At 54.9% G+C, this 26055-nt stretch carries 17 protein-coding genes and 4 tRNA genes; 14 read left to right on the top strand and 7 right to left on the bottom strand.

The features are described 5' to 3' along the window. Window positions 1-383: 383 nt before the first annotated feature. The 5 genes from ENN66_01260 to glgP all read right to left on the bottom strand — a co-directional run bounded on the left by ENN66_01260 (window position 384) and on the right by glgP (window position 4006). Window positions 384-460, bottom strand: a tRNA-Arg gene (locus ENN66_01260). A gap of 26 nt (window positions 461-486) precedes the next feature. Further along, window positions 487-580, bottom strand: a tRNA-Ser gene (locus ENN66_01255). Between the two features lie 140 nt (window positions 581-720). Further along, a tRNA-Ser gene (locus ENN66_01250) sits at window positions 721-806 on the bottom strand. Window positions 807-842: 36 nt separating this feature from the next. After that, complete coding sequence (locus ENN66_01245; protein HDS15254.1) at window positions 843-2123, bottom strand: serine--tRNA ligase; 1281 nt, start codon at window positions 2121-2123, stop codon at window positions 843-845. 101 nt (window positions 2124-2224) lie between these two features. Then, on the bottom strand, window positions 2225-4006 hold the full coding sequence (gene glgP, locus ENN66_01240; GenBank protein ID HDS15253.1) for an alpha-glucan family phosphorylase: 1782 nt from the start codon (window positions 4004-4006) through the stop codon (window positions 2225-2227). Window positions 4007-4214: 208 nt separating this feature from the next. On the opposite strand from glgP, the gene ENN66_01235 reads away from it, so the two are divergent. After that, window positions 4215-5207: a nitronate monooxygenase gene (locus tag ENN66_01235; GenBank protein ID HDS15252.1), complete on the top strand. Its 993-nt coding sequence runs from the start codon at window positions 4215-4217 to the stop codon at window positions 5205-5207. Here the strand turns inward: ENN66_01235 and hflX are convergent. Beyond that, window positions 5143-6834 (bottom strand): GTPase HflX, encoded by a 1692-nt coding sequence (hflX, locus tag ENN66_01230; GenBank protein ID HDS15251.1) that lies wholly within the window; start codon window positions 6832-6834, stop codon window positions 5143-5145. The genes ENN66_01235 and hflX overlap by 65 nt on opposite strands. Window positions 6835-6917: 83 nt before the next feature. Here hflX and ENN66_01225 point away from each other — a divergent pair, with 83 nt between their 5' ends. Next, window positions 6918-7724, top strand: a complete 807-nt coding sequence (locus ENN66_01225) for a nucleoside triphosphate pyrophosphohydrolase (protein ID HDS15250.1) — start codon at window positions 6918-6920, stop codon at window positions 7722-7724. Between the two features lie 351 nt (window positions 7725-8075). Next, a complete protein-coding gene (locus ENN66_01220; protein ID HDS15249.1) occupies window positions 8076-8510 on the top strand; it encodes a redoxin domain-containing protein in 435 nt (144 codons plus the stop codon). Between the two features lie 134 nt (window positions 8511-8644). Here ENN66_01220 and ENN66_01215 read toward each other — a convergent pair whose 3' ends face one another. Beyond that, window positions 8645-11209 carry a transporter substrate-binding domain-containing protein gene (locus ENN66_01215; protein ID HDS15248.1) on the bottom strand — a complete coding sequence of 855 codons (2565 nt, stop codon included), beginning with the start codon at window positions 11207-11209 and terminating at the stop codon, window positions 8645-8647. A gap of 27 nt (window positions 11210-11236) precedes the next feature. On the opposite strand from ENN66_01215, the gene ENN66_01210 reads away from it, so the two are divergent. The 11 genes from ENN66_01210 to ENN66_01160 all read left to right on the top strand — a co-directional run bounded on the left by ENN66_01210 (window position 11237) and on the right by ENN66_01160 (window position 25744). Next, window positions 11237-11890, top strand: a complete 654-nt coding sequence (locus ENN66_01210; GenBank protein ID HDS15247.1) for a phospholipase D family protein — start codon at window positions 11237-11239, stop codon at window positions 11888-11890. A 406-nt stretch (window positions 11891-12296) separates the two neighbouring features. Next, the gene (locus ENN66_01205) at window positions 12297-13526 is read left to right on the top strand and encodes a 2-hydroxyacyl-CoA dehydratase (protein HDS15246.1); all 1230 of its coding nucleotides are present in this window, start codon (window positions 12297-12299) and stop codon (window positions 13524-13526) included. Between the two features lie 8 nt (window positions 13527-13534). Then, entirely contained in the window at window positions 13535-14317 is a 783-nt protein-coding gene (locus ENN66_01200) for an ATPase (GenBank protein HDS15245.1), read from the top strand. Between the two features lie 31 nt (window positions 14318-14348). Further along, window positions 14349-16433 carry a CoA-binding protein gene (locus tag ENN66_01195; protein ID HDS15244.1) on the top strand — a complete coding sequence of 695 codons (2085 nt, stop codon included), beginning with the start codon at window positions 14349-14351 and terminating at the stop codon, window positions 16431-16433. A gap of 27 nt (window positions 16434-16460) precedes the next feature. Further along, entirely contained in the window at window positions 16461-18005 is a 1545-nt protein-coding gene (locus ENN66_01190; GenBank protein HDS15243.1) for a long-chain fatty acid--CoA ligase, read from the top strand. Between the two features lie 126 nt (window positions 18006-18131). Continuing rightward, complete coding sequence (locus ENN66_01185; protein HDS15242.1) at window positions 18132-19325, top strand: thiolase family protein; 1194 nt, start codon at window positions 18132-18134, stop codon at window positions 19323-19325. Window positions 19326-19464: 139 nt separating this feature from the next. Further along, window positions 19465-21222, top strand: a complete 1758-nt coding sequence (gene iorA / locus ENN66_01180; protein HDS15241.1) for an indolepyruvate ferredoxin oxidoreductase subunit alpha — start codon at window positions 19465-19467, stop codon at window positions 21220-21222. Between the two features lie 3 nt (window positions 21223-21225). After that, complete coding sequence (locus tag ENN66_01175; protein HDS15240.1) at window positions 21226-21807, top strand: indolepyruvate oxidoreductase subunit beta; 582 nt, start codon at window positions 21226-21228, stop codon at window positions 21805-21807. Window positions 21808-21950: 143 nt separating this feature from the next. After that, window positions 21951-24116 carry a GAF domain-containing protein gene (locus tag ENN66_01170; protein HDS15239.1) on the top strand — a complete coding sequence of 722 codons (2166 nt, stop codon included), beginning with the start codon at window positions 21951-21953 and terminating at the stop codon, window positions 24114-24116. Beyond that, window positions 24091-25503: a sigma-54-dependent Fis family transcriptional regulator gene (locus tag ENN66_01165; protein HDS15238.1), complete on the top strand. Its 1413-nt coding sequence runs from the start codon at window positions 24091-24093 to the stop codon at window positions 25501-25503. Before ENN66_01170 ends, ENN66_01165 begins: the two co-directional genes overlap by 26 nt. A gap of 164 nt (window positions 25504-25667) precedes the next feature. Beyond that, a tRNA-Pro gene (locus ENN66_01160) sits at window positions 25668-25744 on the top strand. Window positions 25745-26055: the final 311 nt, after the last annotated feature.

Here is a 26055-nt window from a genome sequence, read left to right as displayed (position 1 = left end):
CTTTGCCCTGCTCTTTGCGGTTTTCAACGATTTGGAGATATTCGTACTTGCCGGATTTTTTGACTCGAGCGAACATGGGGAACCTCTTTCGTTAAAGACACCCCACTTTTAGCGATTATTTTCATATTGGTCAAGATGTAGATTTTATTCTATGGGCACTACCTTTTTGGTTTTTTTGCCAACCCGGCATCGCTGAAAGCTAAGTATAGCAACAAATTTATTTTCTAACGCCGTTTCAACTGTCAAAGATCAGCCTAGGTGGTCATTTATCGTGCTAACTGATAGGCATTAAGATTCCAAATCTTGTTACCCGTCTTGGCACCCAGGGCCAAAAACGAAAAAGGGGGTTAAGCGCTTGATTCGCTTAACCCCCTTGGTATTATTGGCGCGCCGCGGATGATTCGAACACCCGGCCTTCTGATCCGTAGTCAGACGCTCTATCCAGCTGAGCTAGCGGCGCTTGTTTTTTACCCTTGCTAAGGTAATTGGCGGAGAGAGAGGGATTCGAACCCTCGATGCAGGTTTACCCCGCATACTCGCTTAGCAGGCGAGCGCCTTCAGCCTACTCGGCCATCTCTCCTGAGAGCAGTTTTTTCTGTTTTGTTTACCGTTCCCGGGTCTGCTTCGGCACCCCCGGCGGAAAGAAGGTCCGTCGTTTACCAGAACCGGCGACAAATGTCAAGCCCGGCGGAAGATTATCCGCCGGGCTTTTTTAAAAAATGGCGGAGGGAGTAGGATTTGAACCCACGGAGCTTTCACTCAACGGTTTTCAAGACCGCCGCCTTAAGCCACTCGGCCATCCCTCCGGATTGGAACCTTAAATGAACTGGGGCAACCCGATTTTAAATTGGCAGCCCGATTTCCTTCTTATCTCCCAGGTATGCGCGTAAAGCTTCCGGGATGACGACGTTGCCGTTGGCCTGCTGGTAATTTTCCAGGATAGCGACCAGGGTGCGCCCGACCGCCAGACCCGAACCGTTCAGGGTATGAACGAAACGGGTTTTGCCGCCGCTTTTGGGGCGGTAACGGATGTTGGCGCGCCGCGCCTGAAAGTCTTCAAAGTTGCTGCATGATGAAATTTCTCGGTAAACACCCTGGCCCGGCAGCCAGACCTCGATGTCGTAAGTCTGGGCCGAGGAAAAACCAAGATCGCCGTTACAGAGGTTGACGATCCGGTAGTGCAGATTCAAAGCCTGAAGAACGGCTTCGGCGTTTTGTAAAAGCTTTTCCAGCTCCTCATACGAGTGCTCGGGGTCGGAAAATTTAACCAGTTCCACCTTGTTGAACTGATGCTGGCGAATCAGGCCCCGGGTGTCACGACCGTGGGAACCGGCCTCCTTGCGAAAACAGGGGGTGTAAGCCGTGAAATAAGCCGGCAGTTCGCTGTCTTCGAGAATTTCGTTCTGATAAATATTGGTAACCGGGACTTCCGCCGTAGGGATCAGATAGTAATCCAGACCCTCGATCTTGAAAAGGTCATCGGCGAACTTGGGCAGCTGGCCGGTGCCGGTCATCGAGGTCTGGTTGACGATGAAAGGCGGCAGCACCTCTTCGTAGCCGTGTTTTCCCGTATGCAGGTCGAGCATGAAGTTAATCAGGGCTCGTTCCAGTTTGGCCCCCATGCCGCGGTAGAGGGTAAAACGGGCGCCGGTGATCTTGGCTCCACGTTCAAAATCCAGAATTTTCAGCTTTTCCCCGATTTCCCAGTGCGGCAGCGGCATGAAATCGAATTCAGGCTTGCGGCCCCATTCCCTGACCTGAAGATTGTCGGCCTCGCTCAGCCCCCGGGGAACGGTGTGGTGCGGCATGTTCGGGATCAGGGAGACAATCTTGTAAAGCTGGTTCTCGACCTCGGCGGTTTCGGCGTCAAGCTCTTTTATCCGGCGTGAGACCTCACGCATGGCGCTGATTTCCGCACCTGCATCCTCCTGGCTCTTTTTCATCTTCGCGATATTGTCGGAGCAGGTGTTGCGCTGGTTTTTTAAGGTCTCGACCTCGGCCAGCAGGGCCAGACGCCGACTGTCGAGGGCTTTGAACTCGTTCAGATCCAGTGGGTTGCCGCGCATCTCCAACATGGCGCTGACGGCGGAAAGGTTGTTGCGAATGAACTTCAGGTCAAGCATTGGTTGCCGGTCTCCTGGTTGGTCAGGGAAAGCTTAGCGGAGCGCCGCCCGTATACTATCTTGCGGCCTTGGTTGTCAACTATTTTGTCGGTTTACGCCTTCTAGCCGAGCCTGCCGCTGAGTCCGGCTGGAGGTCTGGAGGGCGAAGCAAAAGAGTAAATGTTCATGCAATATTCCATCAGCATGCGATAGGTGTTGAAAAATGAAGCGTTGAAACTGATTGCCTGGCGCATGATTTCAATCCAGCAGGAACGCTCGTTGTAATAGATCGGAATGATCTCCTTTTCCAGTTTCTCATAAAGATCGTTGGCGTCGAGCAGGTTGCTGGCCAGGTCGACCTGCGGCCCCGATGGTGGTGGGCCGATGGACCAGCCGGTTTTCCCTTCGATCCAGCCTTCAATCCACCAGCCGTCAAGAATGCTGAAATTGGGGACCCCGTTGTGTGCCGCCTTCATGCCGCTGGTTCCGGAGGCCTCCAGAGGCCTGGTCGGGGTATTAAGCCAGAGATCGACGCCGCCGGTAATCAGCTTGCCGAGTTCCATGTCGTAGTTTTCCAGATAGACGATTTTGATCAGGTCTTTCAGTTGCTTGCTGGTTTTAAAAATGTCTTTGATCAGTTGCTTGCCGGGTTCGTCATGGGGATGCGCCTTGCCTGCCAGGACCAGTTGCAGCGGGCCGTAATATTCGGTAATATGGCGGAGACGATCGGGTTGGGAAAAAAGCAGGGTGGCGCGTTTGTACGGGGTGGCCCGGCGGGCGAAACCGATGGTCAGAACCTCACTCCTCAGGAGATTGTCGGTTTTTTCCTTGATATGCTGCAAGAGGCGCGCCTTGGCGCTCATGTGGGCCGCGAACAGTTGCTCGCCGGGAATCATGATGGCGTTGCGCAGAAGAAAATTATCCTGTCTCCAGCCCGGCAGATAGAGGTCGTAGAGTTCCTGGAATTCCGAGCAGGTCCAGCTGGGGGAATGAACCCCGTTGGTGACCGCCCTGATGCGGTGTCCGGGAAACATCTGCATACTGACATCGCGGTGGCATTTAGAGACGGCATTGGTCCGGCGACTCAGATTCAGGGCCAGCGTGGTCAGATTGAGCTCATCTTGTCCGCCGAAACGCTTGAGAATCTCAAGGGGCATGTACGCGCCCAGCAATTCATCCACCAGCTTGTAGTCGAAGCGGTCGTGTCCGGCCGGGACCGGGGTATGGGTGGTGAAGACGCAGAGGTGGCGGACCCGGTCATGGTCCCAGACTTGCGTTGGATCCCAGGTCTCTTCGATATCGCGTCGGTAGCGTTGCAGCAGCTCTAAGGTCAGCAGCGCGGCGTGGCCTTCGTTCATGTGAAAATTCAGCACGCTGTGAATCTCCAGGGCGCTGAGCAGGCGCAGGCCGCCGATTCCGAGGATGATTTCCTGGGAGAGGCGATAACGCTGGTCGCCGCCATAAAGATGGGCGGTCAGGCGGCGTTCTTCGGGTCCGTTTTGCGGAAGATCGCTGTCCAGAAAAAAAACCGGAACCTGGCCACCGTCAACGCCCTCAACCAGATAAAGCCAGGGGCGGAGAAAAACTTCATGGCGGCCCATAGGCACCCTGATCGTGATCATGTCAAGCTCGAGCAATAGTTTTTCCGGATCCCAGGCTACGGGGATTTCCTGCTGCTGGCCGTCCGCGTCCAGCCTCTGCTGAAAATAGCCTTCGCGGTAGAGTAGGGTTACGGCGATAAAGGGCAGACGATGGTCGGCTGCGGCCTTAATGGTGTCGCCGGCGAGAACGCCGAGACCGCCGCTGTAGGTGGGCAGGTCGACCCGCAGGCCGATTTCCATGGAAAAATAGGCTATTTGGGGATTCAGTTTTCTGATTTGTGCATAAATGTCGGGGATAGTCATAATTTTTGTTAACCCGTTAGTGTTTTTTAACTTTACTTATTGATGCAAAAAGAATTATAGGCCCGATGAACAATATGGTTTTGTGGTTTTCCGACTAAAGGCTCGCATTCTTGGCGTTTGTCGGCAGATCTATTTAATCCAGAACCTTTTTGCGAACTTCTTACCAGCTGTTTCTAATCGGGTTTGGCAGTAAAAGTAAAGGAAAATTATCGTGAAAATTCCATCATTAAAAATTGGTTCACTTATTGCCGACCACCCGATTATTCAGGGGGGCATGGCGGTCAGTGTTTCGACTTCCGAACTGGCGGTCGCTGTTGCGGAGGAGGGCGGTATTGGAGTTATCGGGGGGACCGGGCTGAGCATGGACGCTTTGCGTCGCCAGATCCGGGAAGCGCGGGCCGCGACTAAAGGCCTGCTTGGTCTCAACATTATGGTTGCAGCCCGTGAATTCAAGGAAGCGGTTCTGGTTTCCCTGAAGGAAAAGGTTGATGTGGTGATTGCCGGAGCCGGTTTCTCCCGTGATGTTTTTTCCATCTGCAAAGAATGGAAAACTCCGGTGATTACTATGGTTTCCTCCGTCAAGGTCGCTCTGCTGGCAGAACGTCTGGGGGCTGCGGCGGTGGTGGTCGAGGGTTGCGACGCCGGCGGCCATCTCGGTACGGATCGTCAGACGACTGAATTATTGCCCGCGATCTGTGAGGCCGTGTCGATTCCGGTGATTGCCGCCGGGGGCTTTGTCAATGGTCAGGATATCGCCAGCCTGCTTGAACTGGGGGCGGCCGGAGTTCAGCTTGGAACCCGCTTTCTGCTCAGTGACGAATGTACGGTGCATCGCAATTTCAAGGAGCTTCTGGTCAATGCCAAGGCCTCGGATCTGGTGCGTATTATCTCTCCGGTAGGCTTGCCGGCCAATGCCATTCGGACGCCTCTGATTGATAAACTGCTGGCTGGTGATGAATCGATTCGTCCGCAGAGCTGCGATCGCTGTCTGAAAAAATGTGGTCGGGAATTCTGCATTCTGGAGGCTTTGCGCCGGGCTCGTGATGGTGAGTACGAACGGGGACTCTTTTTTACCGGACGTCGTTTTTCCGATATCTCGGCGATCGAGCCGGTGAAAAAGATTTTTGCCGATCTCCTCAGGGACGCCCAGGATTGTCTGGAGCGGGTCGATCATCCTGAAATTCCGGTTGCGGCCGGCTGAGGATGGCGTGCGATTTTTCCAGGGCGTTTCTGATTTTCTCAAGCAGGGGGGGCAGACTGGCCGGGTCGCGGGCGCAGATCGGGGTGGCCTGAAAACGCCGGTTTAGCCAGAGCAGGGTTTCCGGTTCCGCCAGATCCATTTTGTTGGCCACCATCAGGGTCGGAATCTGATTCAGGCCAAGTTCTCCCAACAGCTGTTCGACGCTGTCGATCTGTTCTTCAAGATCATCACTGCTGCCGCAGTCAACGACATGCAGCAGCAGATCGGCCTCGGCCAGTTCCTCAAGGGTGGTGCGGAAGGCATCGAGTAAATCTTTGGGCAGTCTGCGAATGAAGCCGACCGTATCGGTGATGATAATTTCCTGTTCCCGGGGTAGACGCAGTCTTCTGGTGGTGGGGTCCAACGTGGCGAAAGGCAGGTTTTCTGTCAACACGCGGCTTTTGGTCAGACTGTTGAGCAAGGTCGATTTGCCGGTATTGGTGTAGCCGACAATTGAAACCTGGGGCAGCTCATTTTTTTGGCGCTGCTTTCTGGCAATGGTCCGGCTTCGGGCCATTTTTTTTAGCTTTTTCTCAATCTTTGAGATTCTTTCCCGAATGCGTCGGCGATCAATTTCCAGGGTGGTTTCCCCTGGACCCCGACCGCCGATGCCTCCGGTCAGGCGGGAGAGAGCCGTGGTTTTTTCCGAGATGCGCGGGAGCCGGTATTTAAGCTGAGCCAGTTCGACCTTGAGTTTCCCTTCCCGACTCTGGGCCCGCCGGGCGAAGATGTCGAGAATCAGCAGGGTTCGATCAATGACTTTAAGTTCGGTGGCGCGCGAGAGGTTGTTTACCTGGGTCGGGCTCAGATCGTGATCAAAGATCAGCAGCTCGACGTCCTGCGCCATCGAGGCGACGATGATTTCTTTGAGTTTGCCTGAACCAATGGCCGCGTGCGGGTCGAGTTTGCGCGGTTGCGTAAAACTGTCGACGACCTTGATGTTGGCGGCTCGCGCCAGTTCCGAGATCTCCCTGACCGAGTCTTTCAGCCTGGCCGAGGTTTCGGGACCGACACTGACGACAATGGCCCGCGGTTCTTCGTGATCGTCGGTGCTGTGGGTGAAAGCGGTTGCGGCCGAGCTTTCCAGGGAACTGAAAAGCTCCAAACATTGAAGCTTGAGCCGGTCGAGCGGAGTTGATGGCAGGAGTTGATATTTTTCGCCGGCCGAATCCGGAAGCAAGTGCGCAATCTCGATGTTTTCCGGAAGCCCGGCGATATCAATCCGGATTACCGCCATCAGATCCAGACGGAGTTTGGTCAGATCGGTAAGGTCTTCACGGTTTATCCCTTGCGGTCCGAAACTGGTGTGAACGCAGCGCAGGCCGCGCAGCCGGCCATGGCCCAGGCGGTAACGGTGCAGGGAAGGAATCGTGATCGACTGGCTGTCGCCGACGATCACCATCTCAACCTGGCCGCGGCGATCAAGCAGCAACCCCAGTTGCCGGCCGCAAGCGACGGAGCTCAGGGTCAGATGACGGGCGAGCTCCGCGCTGATGACCTCTTCAGGCAGGCAACGCCGGCGATAAAGCTGGTTCAGTTGTTTCAGTTGTCTAGGTTTAAGACCTTCAAGGTTGCCGTAAAGTTCCATATCGGGAGCTCTGCCGAAGTTGTGACGCGGGTGGTTGTGGTTTAAGTATTTTCTGATTCCGATCAGGCCTTAAGGGAATAGTCATGAAAAGTCAATCAAACTCGGCGTCTCCGGAAATCTCGCAACTCTTTTTCGAGCTTTGGCAGGTGGTGTGCAAACTCCGTTCGCCGCAGGGCTGTCCCTGGGACCGGGAACAAACCTTTGTTTCCATGAAAGGGCAGTTTCTCAAGGAAGTTTATGAATTTGTCGATGCCCTGGAAGAAAATCAGAGCTCGGCTATGGCGGAGGAGCTCGGCGATCTTTTCTTTCACCTGCTGTTTTTCGCCCTTCTGGGGGAGAACGGTGGGCGCTTTACCCTGGCAGAGGTGCTCGACCGCATTCGGGCCAAACTTGTTCGTCGCCACCCGCATGTGTTTGCGGAGGCGGCCAAGCTTTCCAGCGAGCAGGTTAAAAGTAACTGGGAGATGATCAAACGAGAGCTTGAAGGTAAGGTTTACGCCTCGCTGCTTGACAATGTGCCCAGGTCCTTGCCGCCCCTGGAAAAGGCCTATGTTTATGGAAAAAAAGGCGGCAAGGTCGGTTTTGACTGGCCCGATCCGGCCGCGCTTCTGCCCAAGGTTCAGGAGGAACTTAAGGAGGTGGAGGAAGTTCTGGCGAGTGGGGGCGAGCCTCTGGAAGAAGAATTGGGTGATCTGATGTTTGTGGTGGTCAATCTGGTTCGCAAGGCCGGTTTTAATCCGGGCCGGACTCTGCATCTGGCCAACCGTAAATTTGAGCGCCGTTTTCGTTTTATGGAGAAAAGCGCTGTTGCCTCGGGACGGGAACTTGGACGGCTCGGGCTGGACGAGCAGGAAAATTTATGGGAGCAGGCTAAAAAGGAGCTGGGCTAGACCTGAGAGCAGACTGACTGGGTCATAGTTTTTGTTGTATCATGCTGAAAATAAACGACTTTTATGGTTTACGCACAGGGCTTGTGAAGTGCCTGTGAGTGCGTGTGTGGAAAACCTGTAGATAGCGGCTGGGGCTCAGTTCTCTGTTGTCTCCGCCGCCATATCGGGTTTAAAATTGAGTTTGACCTGACCTCCGGTTTCCAGGCCCTGGTGTTTCATGGTGTTAAAGCAAAAACCATCGACCGGTGTCATGGAGCTTGCGGGGCCGGGTTGGCGGAAAGCTTTCCCGGATTAAGACCTTGGCCGGAGACATTGGTTTTGCCGTAAATTTCAGTTTCAGGGGGAATCCGCATGTCTGAGTATCTCCATCTTTTATGTTCACAGTGCGGCACCCGGAACCGGGTGCCGCCCGCCCGTCTGAAGGAAGATCCGCGTTGCGGCAAATGTCGGGCGGAGCTTCTAAGTGGTAGACCGATTGATCTGCCGGGGGCGCTGTGGCATCGTTTTCTGGCCGGCAATGAGCTGCCGCTGGTGGTTTATTTTTGGGCTTCCTGGTGCGGGCATTGTCGTAATTTCCATACGGTCTTCGCCGAGGCGGCGGCGGCCTTCCGCTGGCAGGCGCATTTTGTTCGTATCGAGACCGAGGAACAGCCCGAGTTGGCAAGGCAATACGCGATCAAAGGGCTGCCGACCCAGATTGTTTTTAACCGGGGCCGCGAAATTGCCCGCCAGGCCGGGGCGGCGCCGCTGCCGGTTTTTTCCCAGTGGCTTGAAAAACACCTTTAGAAAAAGCGCCTGTGGCCGCCAGGTTACCGCGTTGATTATACAGGTGGTGTGTTGAAGTATGGACGCCCCCTGATCACTGGGGTACGGTTTTGCAAGCCGGAGATGGTCCGGTCATGATTGGGCTGCGAGCAGTTTCAGAATGGCGCTTCCGAGCTGTCTGAGGCTGTAGGGCTTGCGAATAAGGCGGCCTGACCCTGAGCCAGAATCTTTTCAACTTCTTCGTTTTGCGAGAAACCACTGGCGACCAGAATTCTGAGCCGGGGCTGCCTGGCCCGCATCTTCTCACTGGTTTCGCGCCCGTTGAGACCGGGATCCATGATCATGTCAAGCAGAACCAGATCGACTTTATTTTTTTCCAGCAGTCTGATGCCGTCTTCTCCGGAGTCGGCGGCAAGAATCTGGTAGTTGAGCGAGCGTAGCAACGCCGCAGCAATGTCACGCTGAAGTTTCTCGTCATCGACGATGAGGATTGTTTCCTGGTTGCCGAAAAGCTCTTTCGGGGTTTCGTTAAATGCTGTTTCCCGGTCGGTAGGGCCGGGGCTTGGGCTTTCCCGGGTCGCGGGCAGGTAAATTCTGAAAGTCGTGCCCTGGTTGTCACTGTCCACCAGAATCTCTCCCTGATGATCGTGGATGCTGTTCCAGACCACGGTTAGCCCGAGTCCGGTGCCGCTGCGTCCCATGATTTTCTTGCTGTAAAAGGGCTCGAAAATATGGGCTTTGTCTGTGGCGGAGATTCCTGTGCCGCTGTCTTGGATGGCGAGCTGAATGTATTCCCCAGATTTCAGGAAGTTGTTTTCGGCCACGGCTTTGCGGTTGAAATAGTTGGTGGTTGTCAAAGTGATGTGGCCTGGTCCCTGAATGGCCTCGAAAGCATTGAGCACCAGGTTGAGGAGACACTTGCGCAGGTGGGTGGAAGAGCATTTTATGGCAAGCAGGTCATCCGCCAGCTCCGTGGACAATTCGACTAAGGGGTAATTAGCTTTGCAGGCTCTGATTTCTGCTGAGTCCAGAAAATCTATGATGAAGTGGTTGACGTTCAGGATTTCCTTGGCTGCGGCCACGCCCCGAGTTACGGTCAGCATGTCGGCAACCATCGCCGCGGCCCGCTGCCCGGCCTCGAGAATGGCTTTGATCGGTTTGCGCAAAGGACTGTTCCGGGGCAGTTGCATGAGCATCAGTTTCGGGTAGCTGATGATTCCCGACAGAATGTTATTGAGATCATGAGCCACCCCGCCGGCCATCAGGCCGATGGCCTCCATTTTCATGGAGCGGTTAAGTTTGTTTTCCATTTCCTGCTGCCGGCTGATATCCTGGAAAAAAACAAAATGGTAAGCCTGGTTGCGGTATTCGAAGTAGTTGAGATAAATTTCGACCGGCAGTTGCCGGCCATGCCGGCAACGGTAGCTCGTGGTTTGGGAGAATGAAGTCGAGGTTCTCATTTCCCGCAGCCTTTCGTTCCAGGTCTGTTGATTCAGATTCAGGTCGAGGTCGCTGAGGGTCAGTTGCTGAATTTCGGCCTGACTGTAATCAAGCATTCGCAGCGCGGCCTGATTGGCGTGAATGATTTTGGTTTGTTGCGGTTGAAGGGCGTTTTTGGCCCAGACAATGGGGAAGGCGCAGTTGTCGACCGCATGCTGAGTGAACTGCAGCAGCTGTGCGGTGTGTTTCAGCTTTTCGCTTTGCCGGGTGATTTCCTGGTTCTGACGAGCCAGCTGTTGGTTGTATTTGCTCAGGGTGTGGTTGCGGATTAAAAGCATCGCGACACCGACCAGAATCAACAGCGCGAGCTGCAGCAGCAAGGTGTAGTTTGGTTTTTGTTCGAAGCGGACGGCAATCCAGTTGTTCAGAATCTGCTGATGGGTTGCCGGGTCGATGGAGGCGATGGCCCGGTCGAAAATTCTGGTCAGCAGAGGTTCGTCATTGCGGGCGCCGATGCCCAGTTCCCAGCGTTCATCGAATTTCCCGGCGACCTTGAGTTCGCCGACAAAATTCTTCTGAATCGTATAACCGACCGTGGCTAGGGTCTCGATAAGGCCGAAGATTTCACCTTTGGCCACCATCTTCAGCCCTTCTCTGACCGTGGGCACGTCGACAATCTGCATTTTGGGGTAACGTTGGCGCAGGGTTTCATTGAAGGCGTAACCCTTGACAATGCCGATTTTCTGGTTGGTGATAACGGATATATCGTCGATAAAGGGGGTGTCGTTACGGGCCGCCAGGACCAGGGGGAGGGGGATGCTCAGGTAGGGTCGAGTGAAATCCATGTAGGTCCGGCGTTCCGGTGTCGGCATGGCGAGAGAATAGATGTCGCAGCGTCGGGCCTTGGCGAGAGCGATCGACTCATTCCAGGTGGTGGTCGGCACCATGACAATCGGAATGCCGATAACCTCTTCCAGAATCCTGATGTAGTCGGCGGTCATGCCGACGTGACGGCCGTTCTCGATCTTTTCCAGAGGCATCCAGTCGGGATCGACACACATTCTGATCTCTTTTTTTTGCCGCAGATAATCCTTTTCCTCGTCGGAAAAGGTCAGTCGGCGCGGGATCCCCGCAGGAGATTGCACCGGCGCGGAACTCTTTTGAGGAAATATCTGGTCGGACTGGTAGAGGTGAGGCGGAGGGTACTGGGCGGCCGCCGCGGCTGCGGCGGTGAAAAGAAAGAGGGCCAGCAGAGGTATTATGGCGGCGGTGGTTGACATGGTTTGTCTTGCCTTATACCGAGTTAAATGATCAAGCAAAAAATCTTCGGGCGCATTTTCGGTTGGTGTCTTCCAATTTGTGAAACAGGTGGAATTTATATGAACTGCAGGTGGTTTTTGCGTGGGAAACTGGGGCTGATCTTGGTTTTATTGAGTTGGGCTTGGTTGTTGCCCGGGCCGGTCGCGGCGGCGGGAACCGAAGTATATTTCAGTCCCGGAGGGGGCGCGGAAACGGCCCTGGAAAAATTACTGGATGGGGCGCAGCGCGAGATCAATGTCGCAGTGTATTTTTTTACCAGTCGCACCCTGGCGGCCGCGGTTCTGCGTGCCCATGCGCGCGGGGTTCGGATTCGCATTGTTCTCGATGGCAATGATGAAAGTGACTATTCAAAGGGTTATTACCTGCGCCGGCGCGGAGTGGAGGTTCGTTATGGCCGGGGGCTGGCAAGAAAAACGACCCTTGATAAAAAAGAGTCTGAACGGAGAACTAAAAACTATGGTCTTATGCATCATAAGTTTATGATTGTGGACGAGAAAATTGTCGCGACCGGATCTTATAACTGGACGGCGGCGGCGGAAAGCTGGAACCGCGAAAACCTGTTGATCGTCAATTCCGCCTCTCTGGCGCGCAGTTATACGGCTGAGTTTAAAAAAATCTGGGAATCCACCCTGGTGAAATAAAAAGATCGGGGCTGTTGCGGCCGGATCTTTTTCAGTGATCCGTGTGTTTGTTGGAGGACAGGACGCAGGCAAGTTCACATGCGTCCCGAAGCGCTGGATTCCTTGTCGAAGAAACCGCAGCGGAGCCCGGCAGGGTCGGCAGGTTAAATTTTATGCCCGGAGAATTAATTTTAATCGGCCGTTTCCTGTATAACTTGCACCTAAACTTGCTTTTCTTCTTTTCCTTCCCTGCCAAGCGTTTGGCATATATGTTGCTCAACTAGCTACGAGCCGGTCCTTTTTTAAACCGGTGTTTTTTAATGTCTGGTTTATCGGTGCCGGCAGTGAAAAACTATTGCAAGCATCTCGTGGTTTTTGGTTCAGTATTCCAATCAGCCTGTAAGCCCATAATGAGCGGAGGATTTTGATGGCCGAAATCAAGAAACTGGAAACGGCAAAACTGATGAAAAAGGTGATGGCGGATCACTTTTATGAGATTGACGCGGCCGCGAAGTCAGGCTCGCCCAAGGTCGCCTGGTGTACCAGTGTCGGGCCGGCCGAGCTTTTGCGGGCGATGGGTTTTGTCGTTTACTTTCCGGAAAATCATGCCGCGATTCTCGGCGCCTCAAGAGCCGCCAACGATTGTATTCCGGCGGCGAACGCGATCGGCTATTCACCCGAGATCTGTTCCTATCTGACCTCGGACATCGGCGCCTACCTGAAAGGCTTTACGCCGCTGGCCAAAATCTATGACGGGATCGAGGCGATTCCGAAGCCCGATGTCTTGGTTTACAACACCAATCAGTGTCGTGATGTCAAGGATTGGTTTGAATGGTATGCCCGGGAGTGGAAGGTTCCCTGCCTTGGTATTGAAAGCTTTGTCAATGTCGGCGAGGTGACTAAATATCATGTTGACAGTATCGCCGGACAGATGAAAAAACTGGCGGCCGATATCACGGCGGCGACCGGCGGCAGCCGGCTGGATGAAGACCTGCTTAAGGAAACCCTGCGGCTTTCCCGACGCTGTTCCGATCTCTGGAAAGAGGTGCTGGAAATGGCCGCGCATAAGCCTTCACCCCTGACCTTTTTTGACGGCACCATTCATATGGGGCCGGCGGTGGTCATGCGGGGCACCCAAATCGCGGTCGATTATTATGAAACCCTGCTCAAGGAGCTGCGCGGCTGGGTTGGGGAAGGGGTCGCCGCCGTGGCCGGGGAGCGTCATCGCCTCTATTGGGAAGGCATGCCGATCTGGGGTAAGCTGCGGGAAAACGCCAAACTCTTTCTCGATCTTAAAACCTGTGTGGTCGCATCCACGTATTGCAACAGCTGGATCTTTACGGCCCTGGATCCGGATGACCCATGGAATTCAATGGCTCGCGCTTATACTGAACTTTTTATCGTTCGCGATGACGATTACAAGGAGGATTATTACCGGCGCATGCTGGAAATCTTTGGTTTTGACGGGGTTATTTTTCACGACGCCAAGACCTGCCCCAATAATTCCAACTGTCGCTACGGTCTGCCGCAGCGTTTTGCCAAGGCCACGGGGATTCCGTTTATCACGATCGACGGCGACCTGAATGACCTGCGCTGTTATTCCGAGGAACAGGCGATAACCAAGATCGAAGCTTTTGTCGAACAACTTGACGGATGATGACCGTGATGACGCCCTCCCTCTATCTCGGTATTGATATCGGATCGACGACCGCCAAGGCCGTGCTGGTTGACCGCGAAGGGGAGGTTCGAGCCCGCGTGGTGCAGCGCAGCGGCTATGATTTTGCGGCCGCCGCGACTGCGGTCCGCGGCGCGGCGCTGAGCGCGGCCGGGGTTGGTCCGGAGTCGGTGGCCATGGTGGTTTCAACCGGTTACGGTCGTCGCAATGTCGCTTTTGCCGAGCAGCAGCGCACCGAGATTCTCTGTCATGCCCGGGGGGTGCATCATTTTTATCCCGAAGCTTTGACGGTCGTCGACATCGGGGGACAGGATAACAAGGTGATTCATCTCGGGGCCTGCGGCGAACGGCTCGGTTTTACCATGAATCGCAAATGCGCGGCCGGGACCGGAGCCTTTATCGAGGAGATTGCTTACCGCCTTGACCTGCCCCTTGCCGAGCTTAACCGTTTGGCGGAATCGGCCGAGGGGGAAGTGACCATCGGCTCTTTCTGCACGGTCTTCAGTTGTACCGAAATTCTCGGCATGGCTCGTCGCGGAGTGCCGATTGCCGATATTATCAAGGGGGTTTTCCGTTCGGTGGTAAAAAGGGTGGCCGAGATGGACGCCCTGGACGGCAAGGTGGTGATGACCGGCGGCGTGGTCGACCATAATCCGATTGTCGCCGTTATGTTGGGAGAGGCTCTCGGGCGCCCGGTTGTTATCGCTCCCCATCCTCAGGCCGTCGGCGCTCTGGGGGCCGCCCTGATTGCCCGGGACCTGATGCTTAATTAATTGTTAACCTGGAAAATAGAGGTGTTTTGTCATGCTGGATGCATTGTTTCGTCCCCGGGCCGTAGCCGTTATCGGCGCTTCGAACCGGCGTTTGACCATTGGTTACCGCATTGTTGAAAATCTGGTGGACAGTGGTTTTAAAGGACCGATCTTTCCGGTTAACCCGAAGGCGGCATATATCAAGAATTTCATCGCCTACAAGGATATTCTGGACGTGCCGCTGGAGGTGGATCTGGCCCATATCATAGTGAAGAATACCAGGGTGGCGGAAGAAATCGAAAAATGCGGGCAAAAAGGGGTCAAGGTGGTGATTGTCAATACCGCCGGCTTCGGTGAAATCGGTCCCGATGGGGTTAGGCTTCAGGAGGAAATGCTGGCGGTGGCCCGCAAATACGGGGTGCGGGTTTTCGGACCCAACTGCCAGGGCATCATGAACTCCGATCCGGAAGTTCGGGCCTATTGCAACTTTACCTTTACGCGCATGGTCGAAGGTTCAATCTCGGTCATGGCGCAATCGGGTGGGGTCGGCGAGGTTATCAACAACCGTCTTTATGAACTCGGCCTTGGGTTTCGCATGTATGCTTCCTACGGCAACCAGGCCGATGTCAACGCCACTGAAATTCTGGAGTACTGGGGCAATGATGCAGGCACGAAAGTGATTCTGCTGCATATTGAAACCCTGCAGGATCCGGCAGGGTTCGCCCGGGTGGCCCGCGCCATTACCAAGCGCAAACCGATTCTGGCGATGAAAACCGGCCGCACCAAACTAGGGGCCAAAGCGGTATCCTCCCATACCGGAGGCATGATGGCGGTGGATACGACGACCAATCTGCTCCTTGAAAAATGTGGCATTCTGACCTTCAACGACGAAGAGGAACTTTGTCAGGTCGCCCGGGCCTTGGCCCAGCTGCCGGTTGCCGAGGGCAACCGGGTCGGGATCATCACCAATACCGGGGGGCCGGGAATCATCGTCACCGACGAGATTACCGAACGGGGTTGCGAACTGGCCGAAATCAGTGACGCCAGCCGCGACACGCTTGAGGGCAGTCTTTATCCCGAGGCCTCCCTGGCCAATCCGATTGATGTGCTGGCGACCGCGACCCCGGAGCACTATCGGCTCGCGGCCGAAACCCTGATGAGTGATCCCGGAGTCGATCTGGTTTTTGTTAATTTCATTACCCCTTTCTTTGTCGATACCGAAGGCGTGGCCCGGGGCCTGACCGAGGTGGCGAAAGGCGCCGCGAAACCGATGGTGGCCTGCGTGATGACCGAAAAAGAGGGCTGGCGCAAAACCCTGCAGATTTTCAACGAAGGCGGAATCCCGACCTTTGACATGCCCGAGATGGCCGGCAAGGTGGCGGCCGCGGTGGCTCGGTACGGCGCGCTGCAGCGGCGCCAGCATTGCCCGCCGTTGAGCTTTAATGATATCGATACGACGGCCGCGACCCGGCTGATTGAAAAAACCCGCGCCGCCCGGCGTTCGTTCATGGCGCAGGCGGATGCTTTCAGCCTGCTGGCCGCCTACGGCCTGCCGGTGCCGGCTTACTGTGAAACCCGCGATCTTGACGGCGCCCTGGCGGCGGCGACGGAAATCGGCTATCCGGTGACGATCAAGGTTGAGCTGGAAAGCGTGGTGCATAAATCCGATGCCGGCGGCGTGGCGCTCAATTTAAAGGATGATCAGTCCCTGAGCGCCGCCTATCGTAAAATGATGGAAAATTTCCCCGGGGCCGTATGTTTTATTCAGAAATTTCTCGATCCCGGGATTGAGGTCATGGTCGGAGCCAACCGGGAAACCGCGGGCCTGGGTCATGTCGTGGCCTTCGGTCTGGGCGGCATCTTTGTCGAGGTCATGAAGGATGTGGTTTTTCGGCTCAATCCCTTGTCGGCCGATGATATCGAGGAAATGATCAAAGGGATCAAGGGCTATCCGATTCTTGAAGGCATTCGCGGTCGGGCCGGGGCCGATATCGAAAAACTCAAGGAGGTTATCAGCCGGGTTGCCATTCTGCTGTATAATCATGACGAGATCGACGAAATGGACCTCAATCCGATTTTCGCCTATGAGAAAGGGCGGGAGCCGGGTCTGGTTGATGTTCGTATCAAGTTGAAATAATCTTAGCCGAAAAAATAGGATTTGAAGATGGCATTATGGCTTAATCTGGGTGAGATTTTAAGGGTCAACGCGGTCAAGTTTCCTGCGCGCGTGGCCTTCTGCGACAAATCACGCCGGTTTACCTTTCCGCAGACCAACGCGCGGGTCAATCGCCTGGTCCATGCCCTGGTCGGGCTGGGCGTGGCGAAAGGAGACAAAGTTTCCTGTTTCATGGAAAATTCCATCGAGATCTGTGAGCTTTATCTAGCCTGCGCCAAGCTGGGAGCCGTGATCAACCCGATAAATTTCCGTCTGGTCGGTCCTGAAATCGAGTATATCGTCAATGATGCCGATGCCCGGGTGCTGTTGGTGGATACGGAGTTTGCCCCGCTGATCAGCGAAATCCGCAGCAAACTGACAGGGGTTGACAGCTTTATCGTGGTGGGAGAGGCTTGCGACGGTTACCTGGAGTATGAAAAAATGCTGGCCGGGGCGGCTGATGACGAGCCCGAAGCCGGCGTGCTGCCGGCCGACCCCTGGATTTTGCTTTACACTTCGGGAACGACCGGGCGACCTAAAGGGGTGGTGCGCTCGCATGAGTCCTATATCGCTTTTTATCTGATCAACGGCAGCGATTTTGGGTTCAGCTACCGTGACATGGTTTTGACTTGCATGCCTTTATGCCATGTCAACACGACCTTTTTTTCCTTTGCCGCAACCTATTTCGGCGGAGGTAATTATATTCAGCCGGCGCGTTTTTTCAAACCGGAAAATATTCTCGGCATCGTGGCCCGGGAGAAGATTACGTTCATTTCGCTGATTCCGACCCACTACAATCTGATTTTTAATCTTACCCCGGAACAGCTTCATTCCTTTGATCTTTCCTCACTGGAAAAACTGCTTTGTTCTTCGGCACCGGCGCGCCGGGAGCATAAGGAAGCGATTCTCAAGCTGGTGCCCGGAGTCAAGCTCTACGAGGGTTACGGCTCGACCGAGGCCGGAATCGTCACCACCCTGATGCCGGAGGATCAGATGCGCAAACCCGGCTCCATCGGCAAGGAGTCTTCCGGAACGGATCTGGTTCGCATCCTCGATGAGAGCGGTAACGATGTCGCTCCGGGCGAGGTCGGGGAACTCTATTCCCGTGGACCGATGCTCTTCGACCACTATTACAAGCTGCCGGAAGCGACGGCGGAAGCCTTTCAGGGCCAATATTTTTCCGCCGGGGACATGGCCCGCCGCGACGCAGAGGGCTACTATTATCTGGTTGACCGCAAGAAGAACATGATTATCACCGGAGGGGAGAATGTCTATCCTTCCGAGGTGGAAAACGTGATTGCCTCTCATGCCGCAGTTTTTGATGTCGCGGTCGTCGGCCTGCCCCATGAAAAATGGGGTGAAGAGGTCAGCGCCGTGATTATTCTCAAGGAGGGCCGGACTTTGACCGACAAGGAGCTGATTGACTATTGTCGCACCCAGCTGGCGGTTTATAAATGTCCGAAACGGGTTTTTTTCATTGCCGCCGATGAAATGCCGCGCACCGGCACCGGCAAGATTCTGCACCGGGTGTTGCGCGAACGGTATGGCAACTGAGAGGATTGGCAGGCAATTTTTGCACGAGGCCGTCGGCGGAGTGGAGGACTGGATGGCGTGGTTTTGAGAAACGCCGCCGACAGACATTAAAGTATAATATCTTTGAAGAATTTTACAGGAGAACTCATGTTTACCAAAGCTTACATTCCTTATGGCGGTTATTATTCCTCCCCCTTCGCCCGCTGGCAGGGAACCCTGGCCAATGAAAACGGCATCGAACTGGCGGCCGCTACCAGCAAACGCTGGCTGGCGGAAAAGAAGATTGACGTCGGGATTTTCGAGTATCTGTTCTTCGGCTTCACCATTCCCCAGAACCATGGGTTTTACGCCAGCCCCTGGGCCGCGGCGATGATGGGGGCCGAGCGGATTCCGGGCTGTATCATCAGTCAGGCCTGCTCCACCTCGACCACCTGTGTTTATCAGGCGGCCCTGGGTATTGAAATGGGAGAGTATACAAAGGTTTTTACCCTGATGGCCGACCGTTGTTCAAACGGGCCTCATCTGGCCTGGCCCAATCCGAAGGGGCCGGGTGGTCAGCTGGAGACCGAAAACTGGCTGATGGATAATTTCGGCAATGATCCATGGGCTAAAAACGCGATGATCGAGACCGCGGAAAATGTCGCCAAGGAGGGCAACATCACGCGGCAGGAATGCGATGATCTGGCCCTGCGCCGTTTTGAGCAGTATCAGGCAGCCCTGGACAACGACCGGGCGTTTCAGAAGCGTTATATGTTTCCGGTGGAATTGCAGGCCGGCAAGCGCAAGACCGTTATTTTCGGCGAGGATGAAGGGGTGGCTCCGACCACGGCCGAAGGCCTGGCGGGTCTGCGGCCGGTCTTGCCGGGAGGGGTGCATACCTTTGGTTCCCAGACCCATCCCGCCGACGGCAACTGCGGCCTGATCGTTACCGACCGGACAACCGCAAAAGAGTTGAGCCGCGAGGCCGGAGTTGAGATTCAGGTGCTTTCCTATGGGTTCTACCGAGATCGAAAGGGTTATATGGCGGCGGCGGTTGTGCCGGCGGCGCAACGGGCCTTGGAAAAGGCCGGAATCGGTATCAAGGAGGTCAAGGCGATCAAGACCCATAACCCGTTCGCGGTCAACGATCTTTATTTTGCCAAGCAACTGGGAATCGACGCGCACGCTTTCAATAATTACGGGAGCTCTCTGGTTTTTGGTCATCCGCAGGGACCGACCGCCGGGCGCTGCATGATTGAGATGATTGAAGAACTGGCGATGAATGGCGGCGGTTACGGTCTTTTTGCCGGCTGTGCGGCCGGGGATACGGCGGCGGCCATGGTTCTCAAGGTGACCTGCTGATTATTTTCGCGGGGTTGCTGTTGAGCGGAAATAATAAACTGGAATTTGGTAATTACTTTAAACCGGCGGCGCGCCGTGGTGGATGCCTGAAATAGGCCGACCGCCGAGGGCGCTTGCGCGGGAAACCATGAGGATGATTATGAGTGAAAAAAAAGCGATTCTATCCGGCAACGAAGCGATTGCCCGGGGGGCTTGGGAAGCCGGTGTGCGTCTGGCGTCCGCCTATCCCGGCACCCCTTCGACCGAGATTCTGGAAAATGTCAAAAATTACAGCGATATCTATTCGGAATGGGCGCCCAATGAAAAGGTGGCTCTGGAAGTCGGCATCGGGGCTTCCATCGCCGGGGCTCGGACCTTGGTAACCATGAAACATGTTGGCATTAACGTCGCGGCCGATCCGCTGTTCACCTTTTCCTATACCGGGGTCAAGGGCGGACTGATGCTGGTCAGCGCCGATGATCCGGCCATGCACAGCTCGCAGAATGAGCAGGACAACCGTAATTACGGTCGTTTCGCCAAGGTTCCGGTGATTGAGCCGAGCGACAGCCAGGAATGCAAGGATTTTGTCGCCATCGCCCTGGAACTCAGTGAAAAATACGACACGCCGGTGCTTTTCCGGACCACGACCCGGACTTCGCATTCAAAAAGTATCGTCAGCCTGGGAGAACGGGCCGGAGCTTCGGAACCCTTGGTTCTGGAAAAGAACATGCCTAAATACACGATGCTGCCGGTCAGCGCCAAGCAGCGTCATCCCCTGGTTGAGGAACGGATCCTCAAACTCAAGGAATATTCCGAAACCACGCCGCTCAATCGAATTGAGTATCACGATCGCAAAATCGGAATCGTGACCAACGGCATCAGTTATCAGTATGTGCGCGAAGCGCTGCCCGAGGCCTCGGTGCTGAAACTGGGCCTGACCTATCCGTTGCCGGAAAATAAAATCAGGGAGTTCGCGGCGGCGGTCGACCAGTTGTTGGTAATCGAGGAGGGTGATCCTTTTTTCGAAGATCAGATCAAGGCCATGGGCATCAAGGTCGATCATGGCAAGGATTGGTTTCCGATCCTGGGTGAGTTCAGCGCCGCTTTCATCAAAGCTCAGGTCAGCGGTCATGCCGCCGCCTTGAAACCGGCGGTCGCGGGTTTGCCGGGCCGGCCTCCGGCGTTCTGCCCCGGTTGTTCCCATCGCGGTATCTTTACGATTCTGAAGAAGCTGAAGGTCTTTGTCTCCGGCGATATCGGCTGCTATACCCTGGGAGCCCTGCCGCCGATTTCGGCGATGCATACCTGTGTCTGCATGGGCGCCAGTATCAGCATGGGACACGGTATCGCCAAGGTGATCGAAAACCGCGAGGACATGACCCAGAAGGTGGTTTCCGTCATCGGAGACTCGACCTTTTTTCATTCCGGTATGACCAGCCTGTTGAACGCCATCTACAACAAGAGCAACTCGGTCGCCATGATTCTCGACAATCGGACCACCGGCATGACCGGGGGACAGGAAAACCCCGGCTCGGGGCGGACCCTGTCCGGAGAAGAGGCGATTGCCGCCGATATTCCGGCCCTGGTCAGGGCTTTCGGGATCAAGAATGTGGTCAAGATCGATCCTTACAACCTGGCCGATATCGAAGAAAAATTGAAAACCGCCCTGTCCGGCGATGAAATGACCGTGATCGTGGTCGAGGCTCCCTGCGTTCTGCGCTATCGCATCAGCCATCCGCCTTTCCGGGTCGATCCGGAAAAATGCACCGGCTGCAAACGTTGTCTTTCGGTCAGCTGTAATGCGCTTTCGCTGGAGGAGGATGGCGATAAACGTTTTGTTGTGATTGATCCCAATATGTGCGCCGGTTGCGGAGTTTGTGCCCAGGTCTGTAAATTTGATGCAATTATCGGAGAATAATTAATGGAAACTACAAATATTCTGCTGGCCGGGGTCGGCGGCCAAGGGGTTCTGCTGGCGAGCCAGATTTTTACCTCGGTGGCGATCGAGGCCGACCTTGATGTTAAACAGAGTGAGGTGCATGGTATGTCGCAGCGCGGCGGCAGTGTCACCAGCCATGTTCGTTTCGGGACCAAGGTTTACTCCCCGACGGTTGATCCCGGGGAAGCTGATTTCCTGATCGGTTTTGAACGGCTGGAAACCCTGCGCAATCTGCACTGTCTCAAACCCGGCGGCACGATCATCTATAATACGATGCGGATCAATCCCAGCACCGTGGCTTCCGGAGTGGCGGAATATCCCGCCGACGTGGCCGAACGGATCGCCGCTTTCGGGGAAAAGACCTTTGCCGTCGACGGCCTGGGGCTGGGAACGCAGGCCGGCAACGCCCGCTCCGCCAATGTGGTCATGGTCGGCGCGGTTTCCAGTTTTCTGCCCCTGCCGGAAAGTCTCTGGGAAAGGAAGATCAAAGAGCTGCTTCCGGCCAAATTGGTGGAGCTCAATCTCAAAGCTTTTTATCTGGGGCGTGAAGCCGTGAAAAAATAAACCGCAAGCGGGAGTCGATTCTTCCAAGGGGGCCAAGGTGAGGGGCCCCTTTTTGTTGGCCGAAAACTTAAAATGGTCTTGTTTTTTAACGGCAAAAAATATATGCACGCGCAGATCATCTTTAATTTAACATGTGAGTCCTGATGCTTTATAAAAATACCAAACAGGTGCTGGCCGCTCTGCATCAGATCAGCCGCCTGACCATGACTGGCATGAGTCGCGAGGAACTGGCGCGAAGTATTCTGGAGGCGGTGGCCGAGGCTCTGGTTTATGACCGGGTGGCGTTGTACCTGCTGCGCGAAGGCAGTGATGTTCTGGAAGGGGTTATCAACGTTGGTTGTCAGGTCAGTGTCAAGGGGCTTAAGTATGATGTCAACAAGGATGATTGCGTTGAAACCCGGGTCGTGCGCACCGGAGAGATTGTTCGTATCCGCGAGGGGCTTGAGCAGTCTTTTCTGACGCCTCTGGATAAACGACGCAACGCCGCCCTGAAACGGAGTGTCTGCGTACTGATGCCGGTATTGACGGAACGGGGTATCGTCGGTACCATGTTGGCGGATCGTAGTTACCGTCATGAAGAAATCAGCGATGATGACATTGAAATTCTGGAGATTTTCTGCAATCAGATCGGGCTGGTAGTTGAAAACCGGCGGCTGAATGCCAGTAACCGGCGTCAGATTGAGGAGCTGATTGAATTGCAATTGATCTCCCGGCAGATGAGCGAGATTTCCGATATGGAAAAATTGCAGAATCTGATTGTTTCGCGGGGGGTCAAGCTGGGCGCGGCGCAGATCGGCTGGCTGCTGCGGCGACGCGGACCGGGGGAGAAACTGCGGCCGGTGGCGGCTTACGGAGCGGCGGCGGAGGAGTTCTGGTCGCTTGAGATCAAGGCGCAGCTCAAGGAATCTTCGACCAGCGGCCAAACCCTGTTTCGCGCGGTTCGGCGGGTGGCGTCTGCAACCGGCGGTCGGCAGGTCGGCGTTTTGAGCCTGCCCCTGCTTCTGGGTAAGCGCGAGCAAGGAATTCTGGTGCTGCAGTATCGGGAGGTGGCGGCTCCGGCCGAGCTCAATATCGACTTGCTGAAAGTGTTTGCGACGCAGGCCGACAAGGCGATGGAAAGCCTGATTTTCAATCAGACCCTGATTCGGGACCGCGATTTTCGTGACAGTATCCTGCGCAGTTCGCCGAATGCGATCATCACCCTGGACAGCAGTTTATTCATCACCTCTCACAATCGGAGCGCGGAAAAGGTTTTTGCTTCCCTGAATCCGGACTGGCGGGGTAGTATCTTTGCCCTGCTTGATTCTCCGGTCCTGCGCCAGGCCCTGACCCGGGTCGGCAACCGGGAACAGGCCCTGGCTCAGTTGGAGATGAACCAGGTTTTTCCCGCTGCCGGGGGGGGGCAGACGGCCGGGGGCGAAAAGATTTTTTTCGTCAGTGTCACGGCTTTGGGAGGCATGCCTAAAACCGATGGGGGGTTGCTGGTTCTGGTTCAGGATCAGACCGAAAAGAGAAAATCCGACCAGGAACTGGAACGGATGCGGCGTCTGGCTTCCATTGGTCAGCTGGCGGCTGGCATTGCCCATGAAATCAGAAACCCTCTGACCGGTATGAATATTTCGCTGGATATTATCAGGAATGAGTTGACGGATCATCCATATGCGGCTAGATTGCTTTGCGGCGTCGTCGAAGAGCTTGACCGTCTTGAAAGTATCGTCTCTTCGATGCTGGAGTTTTCCCGAACCGGAATTCTGGAGCGCAGTTGGGTTGACCTGGCCGTTTTGCTGCGGGACTGGCTGGAAATGTTTCAGGAACAAGCCCGCCGCCAGCAGGTTGAAGTTTTATTGCGATTGCCTGAAAACAGTCTGCCGCCGGTTTACGGCGACCGGGAAAAGCTCAAACAAGTTCTGCTGAACCTGGCGCTGAATGCGCTCGCCGCCGCCCGAGAGGGCGGCGGCGAGGTGGTTTTGTCGCTGGGGCTGCAGCCTTTTGCCGGCGGCCACGACTTCGCCTCCGATCTTGAAGTTTGCGAGGATCGTCCCTGGCTCTGGCTCAGGGTCATGGATAACGGGCCCGGCATGGGCCGGGAACTGCTGGAAAAAATTTACGATCCTTTTTTTACCACGAAAAACCGTGGAACCGGTCTTGGCTTGTCAATCGCCCACAGTATCGTCAAGGAACATGGCGGTCGTCTGGTGGTCGAAAGCGAGCCGGGTCGAGGCTCGACTTTCGCCGTCGGTCTGCCGGCCGGCGAGGCGCAGCCCCGTTACCAGAGAGTAGAAGATGTCCAATCGAATACTTATAATTGATGATGAAAAACTGATTCGTGAATCCTTGACCCATCTGCTGACCGGGGCCGGTTACCGGGTGGAGGTGGCGGGCCGGGTGGCGGACGCCAAAATTCTGGTCGCCAGGGAAATCTATGATCTTATTCTGATTGACCTGCGTCTGCCCGACGGCAGCGGCATCGAGCTTTTGCGCCATGTGCACGAACATGCCGACTACGCGCCGCTCTGTATCATGATGACGGCTTACGGCTCGGTTGATACGGCGGTCGAGGCGATGAAATACGGGGCCTATGATTATATCAACAAGCCTTTTAAATCGCAGGAAATTCTGCTGATCGTCAAGCTCGCGCTGGAAACCGGTAAACTCAAGCGCGAGGTGCGGGATATCGTCAAGTTCCAGTCGGAAACCAGCGATATCATTTCCGTCGATCCGGTCATGGAGCGGGTTCTGAAAATGGTTCAGAAGGTGGCCCGTAATCGTGATGTTTCGGTTCTGATCCAGGGTGAAAGCGGCACCGGCAAGGAACTGGTGGCCAAGGCCATTCACTATATGAGCGAGCGCGCGACCGAACCCTTTGTCAGTATAAATTGCGCCTCGATTCCCGGAAACCTGTTGGAAAGCGAGCTTTTTGGTTATGAACGCGGCGCTTTTACCGATGCCAAAACCCGCAAGATCGGTCTGCTGGAAAAGGGGGATGGCGGCACCGTCTTTCTCGATGAGATCGGCGACATGGAAGCCCCCCTGCAAGCCAAGTTACTGCGGGTGCTGGAGGAGAGTAAATTTCGGCGCCTGGGCAGCGTTGATGATATTGAAATTGATGCCCGTTTCGTCTCCGCCACCAATCAATCCCTGGAAAAGCTGATTGAAGAGGGGAAGTTTCGCGAGGATCTTTACTATCGGCTCAAGGTTATCAATATTCTGGTTCCGCCCCTGCGCGAGCGGCGTCAGGATATCGAGGCCCTGCTTAAATTCTTTTTCGATCATTTCAACCGGAAGCTGAAAAAGAACGTCCGCGAGATCGCTCCCGGCGCGCTTGAGCTTTTACAGAAATACCAGTGGCGCGGCAATGTGCGGGAACTGAAGAATATGGTGGAAAGAATCATGATTCTTGAGGATACTGAGGTGGTCACGGAAGAGCATCTGCCCTTAGAGGTGCTGGCCGCCAGTCGTAACCATAATCAGTTTGGTCTGATTTTGCCGCGTGAGTATGATTTTCGCCAGGGGATTGATTTTAACGAACTGGTCAAATCATTTTCCAGCTACCTAATTGAAGAAGCCATGAAGGTGGCCGGCGGCAACAAGGCGAAAACCGCCCGGCTGCTCAATATGGATCGCGGTACCCTGCGTTATCAGATTAAAAAACTTGGGGTGGCCGGTGAGCCTGGTGACGACGGCGAGGATGATTGAGTTCTGAGAAGCTGATTTACGTAACCGAGTCCCTGGCGGCGTGGTAAACACCGGCGGTGTGCGTGAAAAACGCTTGCCGGCGGCCTGAGGTTATGCTACAAGGCCAAGGCTAGCCTCATTCCGACCGGGATAGAGCCTGGTCCGAAAAAAGACAGCAGCCGATTCGGGGCGTAGCGCAGCCCGGCAGCGCACCTGCCTTGGGAGCAGGGGGTCGGAGGTTCAAATCCTCTCGCCCCGACCAATGATAAAAACAGCCACTTGCGGTCTTCGCAAGTGGCTGTTTTTGTGTGCGCAAAAGAAAGTTTCGCGTTCTGCCGGGGTTGTTTTTTGCCGATTGTAAAGTGCTGAACCGATCAAAGGAAAAATGATATTGGAAAGCCGTGTTTTTAAAACCTCGTCTCCAAGCCTTATCAAAAGAACGCTGCTGATATAGTTATGACAACCGAAATTTGACCAGTTGTGATTATCGAAAATTGATCACCCTGATTGCAAGATAAAGTTAAGCACTGATGTTCATGGTTAAATTTTAAGTTTGCTTATTGGTAATGTCTT

This window comes from Pseudomonadota bacterium (assembly GCA_011049115.1).
Lineage (GTDB): Bacteria > Desulfobacterota > Anaeroferrophillalia > Anaeroferrophillales > Tharpellaceae > DSCM01.
This window is presented reverse-complemented; position numbering and strand designations above follow the sequence as displayed.

Coding starts and splice junctions, on each gene's coding strand:
- ENN66_01245 (HDS15254.1), bottom strand. CDS start 2,123: ATGCTTGACCTGAAGTTCATTCGCAACAACCTTTCCGCCGTCAGCGCC.
- glgP (HDS15253.1), bottom strand. CDS start 4,006: ATGACTATCCCCGACATTTATGCACAAATCAGAAAACTGAATCCCCAA.
- hflX (HDS15251.1), bottom strand. CDS start 6,834: ATGGAACTTTACGGCAACCTTGAAGGTCTTAAACCTAGACAACTGAAA.
- ENN66_01225 (HDS15250.1), top strand. CDS start 6,918: ATGAAAAGTCAATCAAACTCGGCGTCTCCGGAAATCTCGCAACTCTTT.
- ENN66_01220 (HDS15249.1), top strand. CDS start 8,076: ATGTCTGAGTATCTCCATCTTTTATGTTCACAGTGCGGCACCCGGAAC.
- ENN66_01215 (HDS15248.1), bottom strand. CDS start 11,209: ATGTCAACCACCGCCGCCATAATACCTCTGCTGGCCCTCTTTCTTTTC.
- ENN66_01210 (HDS15247.1), top strand. CDS start 11,237: ATGATCAAGCAAAAAATCTTCGGGCGCATTTTCGGTTGGTGTCTTCCA.
- ENN66_01205 (HDS15246.1), top strand. CDS start 12,297: ATGGCCGAAATCAAGAAACTGGAAACGGCAAAACTGATGAAAAAGGTG.
- ENN66_01200 (HDS15245.1), top strand. CDS start 13,535: ATGACGCCCTCCCTCTATCTCGGTATTGATATCGGATCGACGACCGCC.
- ENN66_01195 (HDS15244.1), top strand. CDS start 14,349: ATGCTGGATGCATTGTTTCGTCCCCGGGCCGTAGCCGTTATCGGCGCT.
- ENN66_01190 (HDS15243.1), top strand. CDS start 16,461: ATGGCATTATGGCTTAATCTGGGTGAGATTTTAAGGGTCAACGCGGTC.
- ENN66_01185 (HDS15242.1), top strand. CDS start 18,132: ATGTTTACCAAAGCTTACATTCCTTATGGCGGTTATTATTCCTCCCCC.
- iorA (HDS15241.1), top strand. CDS start 19,465: ATGAGTGAAAAAAAAGCGATTCTATCCGGCAACGAAGCGATTGCCCGG.
- ENN66_01175 (HDS15240.1), top strand. CDS start 21,226: ATGGAAACTACAAATATTCTGCTGGCCGGGGTCGGCGGCCAAGGGGTT.
- ENN66_01170 (HDS15239.1), top strand. CDS start 21,951: ATGCTTTATAAAAATACCAAACAGGTGCTGGCCGCTCTGCATCAGATC.
- ENN66_01165 (HDS15238.1), top strand. CDS start 24,091: ATGTCCAATCGAATACTTATAATTGATGATGAAAAACTGATTCGTGAA.